Raw genomic sequence first — 13,413 nt, forward strand, 5'->3', positions numbered from 1 at the left:
CACATGGCAGAACTCTGGTTGTTTTTAGTCGCGTTGGCAGTGGTGTACCTGCTGCCCGGCCCGGACATGATCCTGCTGCTGCAAACCGGCGCCCGCCAGGGCAAGGCGATGGCACTGGCAACCGCAGGCGGCTTGGGCCTGGCGCGAGCCTGCCACGTGGCGCTGGCGGGGATGGGCCTGGCGACCCTGTTCAAGGTCGCACCCTGGACCTTCGATGTGGTGCGCCTGGGCGGTGCGGCGTATCTGCTGTGGATCGGCGTGCAGTGCCTGCGCTCAAACCTGCTGCCCAACCTGAACGCCGAGCACAGCACGGCGCCGGCGCATGCCTGGCGCGAAGCCTTCCAGCGGGGTTTGCTGACCAACCTGCTCAACCCCAAGGCGCTGCTGTTCTGCTCCGTGCTGCTGCCGCAATTCATTGATCCACATGGCGCATCGGTGACTGCGCAGTTTGCGCTGTTGGGGGCGATTCTGGTGGCGGTCGGCCTGGGATTCGACAGTTGCTATGGATTGGCCGGCGCAAGAATCGGCCGCTGGCTGGAACGCAGCCCGTCCGCCCAGCGCCTTCAGCAATGGCTGTTTGGCAGTCTTTTGATCGGTTTTGCGATACGCCTCACCTTCGTACAGCAAGCCTGAGCTTTGCGGCGCATTTGCCGTCATCTTTTGTATCAAAGAGACGTGTAAGATACGCGACACATTGCCAGGGATGCTCACCATGTTTGATTCGTTAAAAGCGACCAGCCGCCGTTTTTTCGGGGCCTTGATCTCAGTGGTGAGTGTTCTGTTCAGCGCCGTTCGATGGCTGGCGCGCAGCCTGTTCGGCCAGTGGCAGCCGCCGCGCTGGCTGCAAGCCACAGGCAACGGCCTGGTCAACGTCGGCCACAAGGCCCGGGCTTATCCGCGCCAGGCTGCGGGCGGCGCGCTGGCCCTGGTACTCGTGCTGGCCGCGGGCTTTTACGGCTGGCACTGGTATTCCCACCTGCCACAGCCCCACACCGTGGGTTATTCGCTGCACAAGCCCAACCTGACGGATTACACCCAGCCGCAACCGGTTGTGGATAACTTGCAGGTACGCTTCGCCGAATCCGTGGCCCCGCTGGCGGCCATCGGCAAGCCGGTCACCGAAGGCATCACCCTCAAGCCTGCCATCGCCGGCGCCTGGCGCTGGGCGGATGACCGCAGCCTGGTGTTCACCCCGGAAAAAGACTGGCCCGTCGACGCCCACTACACCATCGACCTGGCCAAGAAAACCCTGTTGGCCGACGGCGTACTGCTCAGCCAATACACCAGCCAATTCTCCACCCAGCCGTTCCGCGCCACCTTGACGCAAAACGAGCTGTACCAGGACCCGAGCAACCCGACGCAGAAACAGCTGGTAGCGACCTTCCACTTTTCCCACCCGGTAGACGAAGACAGCGTACGCAAACGTGCCTCGGTCGCCCTCGGCAAAGGCTTGGCCTACCGCGATGCGCAACTGCCCAATCGCCCGGAAATCACCTTCGACGAACACAAGCTCAACGCCTTTGTGCGCTCTGCCGCCCTGGCCACCCCACTGGAAAGCACCCCGGTCAGCGCCAAGCTCGATGAAGGCCTCAAGGCCCGTGATGGCGGCAATCCCAGCTCGGCGCCGCTGGTGGCCGAAGTCACCGTGCCCGGCCGCTATCGCCTGACCTTTACCGGCGCCGAAGTCAGCTTTGTCGACAACGAGCGCGGCGAACCCGAGCCGGTGTTGATGTTCAGCAGTTCCAGCGCCGTGGCCGACGAGACCATCGCCAACAAGGTGCAGGCCTGGATGCTGCCGGAAAAAGCCGAGGACGATACCCGCCCCTGGAACCTGCAAGACATCGACGACAAACTGCTGGCCAGCAGCACCAAGGTCAAGCTGACCCACGTGCCGAGCGTCGAACCGCTGAATACCCTGCACGCCTTCAAGTTCAAGGCCCCGCCGGGCCGCGCCCTGTATGTGCGGGTGCCGGCCAACCTGGAAGCCATCGGCGGCTACCTGGCGAAAAATCCGACAGCCTCTCTCGTGAGCATGCCGGCTTATCCACGCACGCTGCAGTTCCTGTCCGACGGCGCCCTGCTCAGCCTCACCGGCGAAAAACGCCTGGGCTTCATGGCCCGTGGCGTACCCGGCGCCCATGTGGAAATCGCGCGCCTGCTGCCCAACCAGTTGCAACACCTGGTGGACCAGAGCAGCGGCAGCTTTGCCCGACCGAATTTTGCCAATGACTACTTCGACCGGATGGTGGAGCGTCAGAGCCTGGACATTCCGCTGTCGGCTGGCGACCCGTCGAAAACCGTCTACGACAATGTCGATCTGAGCAGCTACCTGACGGCCAACGGCGGCCGCCGGGGGATTTTTGTGCTCAAGCTGAGCCCGCAGGACGATCCGGCTGATCGCACCTTCGACTACTCGCGCAACACCACCAGCGACCTGCGTTTCATCGTGGTCACCGACTTGGGCATCATCGCCAAGCGCTCCAGCGATGGCAGCCACGATGTGTACGTGCAGTCCATCGGCAACGGCTCGCCGGTGTCCGACGCCCAGGTCGATATCATCGGCCGCAACGGTTTGTCGGTCGCCAGCGGCCATACCGACGCCGAAGGTCACGCGCACTTCGCCAAGCTGGATGAATTGCGCCGTGAGAAAACGCCGTTGATGTATGTGGTCAGTCGCGGCAATGACCAATCCTTCCTGCCGATTGCCCGTCAGTCGCAACAGCTGGATTTGTCACGCTTTGATGTAGGCGGCCTGGAAGAGGACGGTGCGATCAATCGCCTCAGCGCCTACCTGTTTACCGATCGCGGCCTGTACCGGCCCGGCGAGACCGCGCACCTGGGCATGATCGTGCGCAGCGGCGACTGGAAAGGCGCCCTGCAAGGCCTGCCGGTTGAGTTGCAGATCACCGACCCCCGTGGCCTTGAGGTGATTCGCCAGCCGTTGAAACTGTCGGCCAGCGGTTTTGAAACCTTCGATTTCCCAAGCAGCGAAGTAGCGCCATCCGGCGATTACACCGCGACCCTGCAACTGATCGGTGAGAAGCAGCGTCGTACCGACCTGGGCAGCGTCAGCTTCAAGGTCCGCGACTTTGAACCGGACCGGATGAAAGTCAGCCTGAGCCTGCACGATACACCGGTGCCGGGCTGGATCCCGCCGGACCAGGTGGTGGCCAAGGTCACCGCGATGCACTTGTTCGGCGCTCCGGCGGCGGGTCGTCGCGTCACGGCGAAAATGTCCCTGAGCCCCACGCTCGCGGCCTTTGATCGCTACCCGGATTACCGCTTCCGCCTGAATGACTCGCTGGAAGAAGCCAGCTCCGAAGACCTGGCCGAAACCACCGTCGACGACAATGGCCAGGCGGTGCTGGACCTGAACCTGCAACGCTTCGCCAACAGCACCTACCGCCTGCAAGTGATGACCCAGGTGTACGAAGCCGAAGGCGGTCGCAACGTCGCCGCACAAAGCGCATTGCTGGTGTCGGCGGCGCCGTACCTGGTGGGTGTGAAGAGCAAGGATTCGCTGTCTTTCGTCGCCAAGGACGCTCCGCGTGAAGTGCAATGGCTGGCCGTGGCGCCAGACCTCACGCCAGTCGCAGTCGACGGCCTGACCAGTGAAGTGGTCGAGCACCGCTACGTCTCGGTGCTGGTGAAGCAATCCAACGGCACCTACAAATACGAGTCGCGCATCAAGAACATCAGCCAGCCGGCCTCGCCGCTGGTGATGACCAAGGACGGCGCCAAGCAAACCCTGAACACCGGCACCCCGGGCGATTTCACCCTGCAACTCAAGGACGCCAACGGCAACCTGCTGAACCAGATCGACTACAGCGTCGCCGGCCGGGGCAACACCTCACGCTCCCTGGAGCGCAACGCCGAACTGCAACTGCGCCTGGATAAACGCAGCTACGCCACCGGTGATGAGATCGCCATCAGCATTCGCGCGCCGTACACCGGCGCCGGGTTGATCACCATCGAGCGGGACAAGGTCTACACCCAGCAGTGGTTCAAGGCCGACAGCACCAACAGCGTGCAACACATCCGCGTTCCTGCGGGGCTTGAGGGCAATGCCTACGTCAACGTGCAGTTCGTACGGGACATTGGTTCGTCCGAGGTCTACATGAGCCCGCTGTCATACGGCGTAGTGCCGTTCAGCATCAACCTCGACGCGCGGCGCATGGCGCTGAAAGTCGAAGGCCCGGCGAAGATCGAGCCGGGGCAGACCCTGGATATCAAGGTCAACGCCGACCGCCCTGGTCGCGCAGTGGTCTACGCGGTGGACGAAGGCATCCTGCAAGTGGCGCGCTACCAGACGCCGGACCCGTTGGGCTTCTTCTTCCAGAAGCGTGCACTGGAGGTCGGCACCAGTCAGATCCTTGACCTGATCCTGCCGGAATTCAGCCGCCTGCTCAGTGGGGCAGCGCCGGGTGGCGATACGGAAGGCGCCCTGGCCAACCACCTCAACCCGTTCAAGCGTAAACATCAGCCGCCTGTGGCCTGGTGGTCTGGCCTGGTGGACTTGCCGGCCGGTGAAACCGTGCTGCACTACCAGGTTCCGGACAGCTTCAATGGCAAGCTGCACCTGTTTGCGGTGGCCGTGGACAGCGACAGCGTGGGCGTCAGCGAGGCCAACACCGAAGTGCGCGGGCCGCTGGTGATCACGCCGAACGTGCCGGCCTTTGTCGCACCGGGGGATGTGTTCAGCGTCAGCGCCGGGGTGTTCAGCAACCTGGACGCGGCGGCGGACGTGAAGTTTGAAGTGCAGACCAGCGATGGCCTGCAGGTGCAAGGCGACAAGGCCAGCACCCTGGCCCTGCAACCGCGCAAGGAGGGTGTCGCCGAGTTCAAGATCAAGGTAGGCGAAACCCTCGGCTCGGCAGACTTGCGCTTCGTCGCGGTGCTGCCGGATGGCAAGCGTATCCAGGTGGCGGAAACCACGTCGATCCGACCCTTGAGCGAGCATCGGGTGGCCCTGAGCCTGGGCCGTTTCGACAGCGCCAGCAAAGAGCTGAAACCGACCCGCGAGCTGTTCAGCCAGTTGCGCGATGTGCAGTTGGGCGTCGCCGCTTCGCCGCTGGTATGGGCCAACGGCCTCAAGCATTACCTGGATGACTATGGCTACGCCTGCACCGAGCAATTGGTGTCCAAGGCCATGCCGGCGTTGATCTGGGGTGGTAACGCGCCGGAGGCCGAGCAGGCCTTCAGCGGTGCGGTGCGCATGCTGCGTCAACGGCAGAACCAGGCCGGCGGTTTCGGCTTGTGGGCGGCCAACCCGGACGTGGCGCCGTATGCCAGCCTGTACGCCACCGACTTCCTGATCGAAGCCAGGGAGCGCGGGCTGCCGGTGCCGGAAGACCTGCTGCAACGTTCCAACGCGTACCTCACCGACCTGGCCAACGGCCCGAGCGAAGGCCTGTCGGAATTGCGCAACCGCGCCTACGCCAGTTACCTCCTGAGCCGTCAGGGGATTCTGGTGAGCGGCGCCTTGAGCGATATCCGCGAGCGCTACGAAAGCTACTTCAAGGACACCTGGCAGAACGACATTGGCGCGGCGTACCTGGCCGCCAGCTACAAGCTGCTCAAGCAGGATCGTCAGGCCGATACCTTGTTCCGCAAGGTGCCGTGGCTTTCCCTATCGGATAAATGGAACAGCGACGGCCTGTATTACGACCCGCTGGTACACGACGCCGAGCACCTGCATTTGCTCGCGCGGCACTTCCCGGAAATGCTCGACGATGTGCCGACAAGCCTGCTGGATAAACTCGGCAAGCGTCTCAACGAGCAACGCTACAACTCGCTGTCGGCGGCACTGTTGCTGCGGGCCCTGGACAATTACGGCCAGCGCGCCCAAAGCGACATGACCCTCAAGGCCACCGCATGGCTCAGCGACAAGCAGCAACAGTTGTTGCAGATGGCCGGCCAGCCGCCACGTGCGGCGGTGCCTGCCGGTACGCAAAAACTGCAGATGGAAAAATCCGACGGCCCGGCGGCGTTCTACATGCTGAGCGAAGCGGGCTATGACAAGGGCGCCAACCTCAAGCCGATCAACAGCGGCCTGGAAATCATCCACGAATACCTCGACCTCAAAGGCAATCCAGTCAGCAAGGTCGCGGTAGGCGATGAGTTCCTGGTGCGCCTGCGCTTGCGCGCCACCGACCGTGATCAGGTGCAACAAGTGGCGGTGGTCGACCTGCTGCCGGGCGGCGTCGAGCCTGTGTATAACTTGCCGCCGGAGCCGGAAGCGGCCAGCACCGAGGAAAGCGAAGGCGACGATTCGGAGTACGTTGAAACCGGCGAAGACACCGAAGAAGCCGACGCCTGGCAGGCGCCGATTGGCGAGACCGACTTGAGCAACTGGCAGCCGGACTACGTCGACGTGCGTGATGACCGAGTGGTGTTGTACGGCACCGCGCTGCGGGATGTAGGCACCTTCGTGTACCGCGTGCGCGCCACCAACGCCGGTACCTTCAATACGCCACCGGCCTACGCCGAGGGCATGTACGAAACCACCCTGCAAGGACGCGGCAAAGTAGGCCAGCTTGAAATTACCAAGCCTTAAAAGCCTGACGCCGCTGCTGGCAGCGGCGTTGATTCTGGCGGGGCTACGCTTGTGGCCCCACGCGCCGCTGGAACAGGCAGCCACCTCCTCACGGGTGGTGCTGGCCGATGACGGTTCGCTGCTGCGCATGACCCTGGCGGCTGACGGGCAATATCGCCTGTGGCTACCCCTGGAACGGATTTCTCCGTCACTGGTGGAGGCGTTGCTGCTCAAGGAAGACCGCAATTTCTACTGGCACCCCGGGGTCAATCCCCCGGCGTTATTGCGGGCGGCCATGGCCACCTATAGCGGCGGCCAGCGTCAGGGCGGTTCGACCCTGAGCATGCAACTGGCCAGGCGCTTGTGGGATCTCAATACTCGCCAAGTGCCCGGCAAGCTGCAGCAGATGGCCCTGGCACTGTGGCTGGAGGCGCGTTACAGCAAGCACGACATCCTTGAGGCCTACCTCAACCTGGCGCCCATGGGCGGCAATATCGAAGGTGCCGAAGCGGCCAGCCGGATCTATTTTGGCAAGTCAGCGGCGCAGTTGTCCTTGTCTGAAGCCCTCGCGCTGGCCGTGATTCCCCAGCAACCGGGTCGTCGGGCGCGCTTTGGGCCTTCCCTGCAAACCGCCCGGCAACGGCTGATGGCCGACTGGCGGGAAACTTATCCACAGGACCCGCGTAACGACAGTTTGCTGGACCTGCCGCTGGAAGCCCGCAACCGCCAGCAGATCCCGTTTCTCGCGCCGCACCTGAGCGAACAGTTGCTGGCCTCGCAAACCGGCAATGAGTTGAACAGCACCCTCAGCCTGGCGCTGCAACAATTGCTGGAACGGCTGATCACCGGCTTCATCGCCGAGCGCCGCAGCAGCGGTGTGGAAAACGCCACGGCGATCCTGATCGACAGCCGCGACCAGAGCGTAAAAGCCCTGGTGGGCTCGGCAGACTACTTATCCACAAGCATCCACGGCCAGGTCAACGGCGTGTTGTCGTGGCGCTCGCCGGGCTCCACCCTCAAGCCATTCCTGTATGGGCTGGCGCTGGACCAAGGGGTGATCCACCCCATGAGCATCCTCAAGGACATGCCGAGTAACTTCGGCTACTTCCAGCCGGAAAATTTCGACGGCAGTTTTGTCGGGCCGGTGACAGCCCGTGACGCGCTGATTCGCAGCCGCAATATTCCGGCTGTCTGGCTGGCCAGCCAAACCCGCTCGCCGTCACTCTACGGATTGCTGCAACGGGCCGGGATCAAGGGCCTGCGCGGCGAAAGCCATTACGGCTTGGCGCTGGCCTTGGGCGGCGGCGAGATGACGCCCGAGGAGCTGGCGCGGCTGTATGTGATGCTGGCTGGTGACGGGCATTTGCGGCCGCTGCGCTATTTGCAGGAACAGCCGCAAACCACTGGCGCCCAGCTACTCACGCCGCAGGCCGCGTTTATGGTGCGCGACATGCTGCGGCGCAACCCGCGCCCGGACGGGCTGCCGGGGCGCCACTGGCGTACGGCCTGGAAGACCGGCACGTCCTGGGGTTTTCATGATGCATGGAGCGCCGGCCTCGTAGGCCCGTACGTGCTGGTGGTGTGGGTGGGCAACTTCGATGGCCGTCCGAATCCTGAGTTTATCGGTGCGAAAACTGCGGCACCGTTGTTCTTCCGTATCGCCGACGCCCTGCCGCTGGCCTTGCCCAATGTGGTGATCAAACCCGACAAGCCGCCCGCCGGGCTGATCCGCATTGACGTCTGCGCGGCCTCTGGTGACTTGCCCAACCGTTGGTGCCCACGTACCCGCAAGACCTGGTACATCCCCGGCGTGTCACCGATTCGGGTGTCCAACCTGCACCGCCCGGTGCTGATCGACACCCGCACCGGCAAGGCCGCGTGCCCGCCGTTCGACCCGCAGTACACCCGTGAAGAAGTCTTCGAGTTCTGGCCCAGCGATGTGCAGCGGCTGTTCCGCGCCGCCGGGCTGCCCCGGCGTACGCCGCCCAATGTGCAGAAAAGCTGCCAACCCAACCGTGTCGGCGATCAAAGCGAAGCGCCACAGATTCGCTCGCCGCTGACCCAGGTCAGCTACCACCTGCGCCTGTCCCAGCCCCAGGAAAGCATCCCGCTGAACGCCAACGCGGCCAGTGATGCACTGACGCTGTATTGGTTCGCCGACCAGACCCTGATCGGCCAGGGCCCGCCGCAAACCACGCTGAACTGGCGGCCGGGTAAGTCGGGGGAGTACCGGTTGCGGGTGACTGACGATCAGGGCCGCAGCGCCAGCCGAGGCTTGAAGGTTGAGTTTGTACCCTGATCAGGCGTCCTCGTCGCCTAAACCGGCAGTGCCGGCATCTTTTGCGAAATGCTTGTACGCCACCCCTAGCATGCGTTGCTCAAAGATCGAAAACACCAGGGTGCCCAGCAGAATCATCATCCACACCAGGAACACCTTCATGGTGTCCACCTGGGCCACCACCAGCAGCAAGGTCACTACGCCGCCAATCACCATGCCCAGGCCCATCCAGGCGCCCAGCACGCGGCCTACCGCCAGGCGCATGCCCGTGGGCAGCAAGAGCCGCAGCGCGAGCAACACCACAAACATCGTCAGCAAGAAGCCAAACGCGGCCATGAAAGGAATCACGAAGCCATTGTCACGGTACAACCAGGCCAGAAACCGATAGGCGGGATTCAGCTCTGCCATTTGCTGGTAGGTGGCGGGACCCGGCAGATGCAGTTGGGCAAAATGTTCCGGCGTCATGGCCATGATGCCGACGCCGATCAAACCCACCACCACCGCGTAGAAACCACCGGCGCGCCACAGCGGCGCCAGCACACGGCGGTTTTCCACCTCCTTGGTCTCGGCCAGGCCGAAGACCGCGTCAGGTTGCCGGCCCTGGGCAATCACCGTCTTGCCCGCACGCTCGCAGGCGTCGCCAATCAGCATCACCTGCATATCCTGGGTGAGGAGCAGTTCGCCTTGGCGGCGGGAGCTGCTGATCCATTCATGGTCGTCAGGGCGCTTCTTGCCGAACAGGTCGATACCCTCGGCAATCACTGTCACTTCACCGGTGGCGTCCTGCAGGCGGAAGTCATTGCAGCGAGCCTCGGCCGAGACCTGGCTCCAGCTCCAATCGCCATCCTTGTCTTTGGTGCCTTCTTCGATGACCCACACGTAACCCGCGCAAGGCTTGCCGTGGACCGGGGAGATCAGCGGCGAGTCGACGATCACCTTGCCGTTCACCTCCACCAGCCCCATGGCCAATGAGCGTATCTGGCTGGTGGCCAGGCGCTGTTCGGTGCGATAGAAATTGGGGCCGAAGCTGGCCAGCAGTCCGATCAGGATGCACACAGGAAAAAACAGCGCCACCAGGATCGTCGGGGCGTAGACCATCAGGCCAATAAAGCCGGCGAGAAAGGCCAGTGCCACCAGGGTTTTCCACGCTGGTTTTTTTGTGACAACCCCTGCCTGGGTGGTTTTCATGCCCCCGGCACCTCAAGCTTCACGCCGTCGTAGCGGGTTTCTTCGGCGCTGATGGCCAGCAGCGGAATGCGCTGATAACCGAGCATCTTGGCGAAGAACAGATCAGGAAAAATCGCGATGGCGATGTTGTAGAGATTGACCGACTCATTGAAGAACTCGCGACGGTCGGCGATGCGTTCCTCCACCGCCGAGATCGCCTGCTGCAACTCGACCATGTTGGGGCCGGAGATCAGCGTCGGATATTCTCGGCCACTGCAATCACCGACTTGAGCGCCGTATTGAGTTGGTTGGAGGCATCGACTTTATCGGTGAGGCTGCTGGCGTTGAGGTACGCGGTGCGGGCGTCGCTGAGGCGGGTGAACAGCGCGTTCTCATGGTTCATGGCGGTTTGCACCACGCGCATCAGGTCGGGAATCTGGTCTGCCCGCTGCTTGAGCAGCACGTCGATGTTGGCGAAGGCTTTATCCACATCGTTGCGGCGCATCACCAGGCCGTTGTAGACCCCCACCAGCCAGCCGACCAGGCCGACGACAATGATCAGCACGACGATACCGGCGATCAGCAGTTCGATGTTCATGGCGGCGGCATTCCCTGGCTAGTTATCCACAGGGCGCATTCTAGGGGTAAAGCAGGGGAATACTCCCGGAATTAGTCCACAGAAACGGCAAGACCCGATGCTCGGTAGCCTGAAAAAGCAAAACCCCCGAAGAACGGGGGTTTTGGTGGTTCGGGTGCGGCTTATTCCACCGTCACCGACTTCGCCAGGTTACGCGGCTGGTCAACGTCGGTGCCCTTCAGCACAGCCACGTAATACGACAGCAGCTGCAGCGGGATGGTGTAGAGGATCGGCGACAGGGTGTCGTGGATGTGCGGCATGTTGATGACGTGGGTGCCTTCGCCATTGGTCATGCCGGCCTTCTCGTCGGCGAACACGATCAGTTGCCCGCCACGGGCGCGCACTTCCTGCAGGTTGGACTTGAGCTTCTCCAGCAGTTCGTTGTTCGGCGCGACGGTAACGACTGGCATGTCGTCATCCACCAGGGCCAGCGGACCGTGCTTGAGCTCACCGGCCGGGTAGGCTTCGGCGTGGATATAGGAGATTTCCTTGAGTTTGAGCGAACCTTCCATTGCCACCGGGTATTGCGCACCACGGCCGAGGAACAGGGTGTGGTGTTTGTCGGCGAACAGCTCAGCGACTTTCTCCACAGTGCTGTCCATGGCCAGGGCTTCACCCAGGCGGGCCGGCAGGCGGCGCAGTTCTTCGACCAGGTGTGCCTCAACGCCTTCGCCCAGCGTGCCGCGAACCTGGCCCAGGGACAGGGTCAGCAACAACAGGCCGACCAACTGGGTGGTGAAGGCCTTGGTGGATGCCACGCCGATTTCACGACCGGCCTGGGTCAGCAGGGTCAGGTCGGACTCGCGCACCAGCGAGCTGATGCCGACGTTGCAGATCGCCAGGCTGCCGAGGAAGCCCAGTTCCTTGGCGTTGCGCAGGGCGGCCAGGGTGTCGGCGGTTTCACCGGACTGGGAGATGGTCACGAACAGAGTGTCGGGCTGCACCACCACCTTGCGGTAGCGGAATTCGCTGGCAACTTCGACCTGGCACGGGATGCCGGCCAGTTCTTCCAGCCAGTAACGGGCGACCATGCCGGCGTGGTAGCTGGTGCCGCAGGCGACGATTTGCACGTTGCGCACTTTGGCGAACAGCTCAGCAGCTTGCGGGCCGAAGGCTTGCACCAATACCTGGTTCTGGCTCAGGCGACCTTCCAGGGTGCGTTGCACCACGGCCGGTTGCTCGTGGATTTCCTTGAGCATGAAGTGGCGGAACTCGCCCTTGTCGGCGGCTTCGGCGCCGTCACGATACTGCACGGCCTCACGTTCCACGGACTGGCCGTCAACGTCCCAGATCTGCACGCTTTCACGGCGGATTTCGGCGATGTCGCCTTCTTCCAGGTACATGAAGCGGTCAGTCACCTGACGCAGGGCCAGTTGGTCGGAGGCGAGGAAGTTCTCGCCCAGGCCCAGGCCGATCACCAATGGGCTGCCGCTGCGGGCGGCGACCAGGCGGTCAGGCTGGCTGGCGCTGATCACGGCCAGGCCATAGGCGCCATGCAGTTCCTTGACGGTGGCCTTGAGGGCATTGGTCAGGTCGCCGATGTCCTTGAGCTTGTGGTTCAGCAGGTGGGCGATGACTTCGGTGTCGGTGTCCGAGGTGAAGACATAACCCTGGCCTTTGAGCTGTTCACGCAGCACTTCGTGGTTTTCGATGATGCCGTTGTGCACAACCGCCAGGTCACCGGAGAAGTGCGGGTGGGCGTTGCGTTCGCACGGCGCGCCGTGGGTGGCCCAACGGGTGTGGGCGATACCCAGGCGGCCTACCAGCGGCTCACCGGCCAACGCTTGTTCGAGTTCGCTGACCTTGCCCGGGCGACGCATGCGCTCAAGCTTGCCGGCGTTGGTAAAGAGCGCCACACCGGCGCTGTCGTAGCCACGGTATTCCAGGCGTTTGAGGCCTTCGAGCAAAATGGCAGTGACGTTTCGTTCAGCGACTGCGCCAACAATTCCACACATGGTTTCTCTCCTAGATGACTGCCGCGCAAATCAGCGTGATGCCGCGGGCTTGAATCTGGTCGCGGGCCTCAAGTGGCAGGCGATCATCGGTAATAAGGGTATGGACGCTGCTCCAGGGCAGTTCCAGGTTGGGGATCTTGCGGCCAATCTTGTCGGACTCGACCATCACCACCACTTCGCGGGCGACTTCGGCCATGACGCGGCTCAGCCCCAGTAATTCGTTGAAGGTGGTGGTGCCGCGCTCCAGGTCGATGCCATCGGCACCAATAAAGAGCTGGTCGAAATCGTAGGAACGCAGTACCTGTTCGGCGACCTGGCCCTGGAACGAGTCCGAATGCGGGTCCCAGGTGCCGCCGGTCATCAACAATACCGGCTCGTGTTCCAGGTCGCTCAAGGCGCTGGCCACGTGCAGGGAGTTGGTCATCACCACCAGGCCGGGCTGGTGCCCCAGTTCGGGGATCATGGCGGCGGTGGTGCTGCCGCTGTCGATGATGATGCGCGCGTGTTCCCGCAAACGCCGGACGGCCGCACGGGCGATGGCGCGCTTGTAGGCCGAAATGGGCTGTGCCGGATCACCGACCAGTTCCTGAGGCATGGTGATGGCGCCACCGTAGCGACGCAGCAACAGACCGTTACTTTCGAGGGCCGCCAGGTCCTTGCGGATGGTGACTTCCGAGGTTTCGAAACGCTTGGCCAATTCGTCCACGCTGACTTCACCTTGCTCGGTGAGCATGGCAAGGATGTTGTGGCGACGTTGGGGTGTATTTCGTTTCGACATGGTGATGATAAGTTTCGTTTCGAAAGATAACGAAGGCAATCAAAACCTATTCATTCAAAATGG

6 protein-coding genes and 1 pseudogene are annotated in these 13,413 nt (G+C 62.9%); 3 read left to right on the forward strand and 4 right to left on the reverse strand.

The window, feature by feature from the left end; translation table 11 throughout:
- Positions 1-3: 3 nt before the first annotated feature.
- The 3 genes from HX839_RS07405 (at position 4) to pbpC (ending at position 8,834) form a co-directional block, all read left to right on the forward strand.
- Complete coding sequence (locus HX839_RS07405) at positions 4-633, forward strand: LysE family translocator (RefSeq protein ID WP_177009026.1); 630 nt, start codon at positions 4-6, stop codon at positions 631-633.
- A 79-nt stretch (positions 634-712) separates the two neighbouring features.
- On the forward strand, positions 713-6,556 hold the full coding sequence (locus tag HX839_RS07410; protein WP_177066906.1) for an alpha-2-macroglobulin: 5,844 nt from the start codon (positions 713-715) through the stop codon (positions 6,554-6,556).
- Entirely contained in the window at positions 6,537-8,834 is a 2,298-nt protein-coding gene (pbpC, locus tag HX839_RS07415; RefSeq protein WP_177066907.1) for a penicillin-binding protein 1C, read from the forward strand. The genes HX839_RS07410 and pbpC overlap by 20 nt, the downstream gene beginning before the upstream one ends.
- Here pbpC and HX839_RS07420 read toward each other — a convergent pair whose 3' ends face one another.
- The 4 genes and pseudogenes from HX839_RS07420 to HX839_RS07435 form a co-directional block, all read right to left on the reverse strand.
- Positions 8,835-10,001, reverse strand: a complete 1,167-nt coding sequence (locus tag HX839_RS07420; RefSeq protein WP_177066908.1) for a hypothetical protein — start codon at positions 9,999-10,001, stop codon at positions 8,835-8,837.
- Positions 9,998-10,578 (reverse strand): annotated as a pseudogene (locus tag HX839_RS31820) (LemA family protein). Before HX839_RS31820 ends, HX839_RS07420 begins: the two are co-directional and overlap by 4 nt.
- A 161-nt stretch (positions 10,579-10,739) precedes the next feature.
- Positions 10,740-12,572 (reverse strand): glutamine--fructose-6-phosphate transaminase (isomerizing), encoded by a 1,833-nt coding sequence (glmS, locus tag HX839_RS07430; protein ID WP_003213537.1) that lies wholly within the window; start codon positions 12,570-12,572, stop codon positions 10,740-10,742.
- A 10-nt stretch (positions 12,573-12,582) separates the two neighbouring features.
- Positions 12,583-13,350: a DeoR/GlpR family DNA-binding transcription regulator gene (locus HX839_RS07435; RefSeq protein WP_003213539.1), complete on the reverse strand. Its 768-nt coding sequence runs from the start codon at positions 13,348-13,350 to the stop codon at positions 12,583-12,585.
- Positions 13,351-13,413: the final 63 nt, after the last annotated feature.

It is taken from the genome of Pseudomonas sp. I8001 (genome assembly GCF_013385345.1).
In the GTDB taxonomy this organism is placed as follows: Bacteria; Pseudomonadota; Gammaproteobacteria; order Pseudomonadales; family Pseudomonadaceae; genus Aquipseudomonas.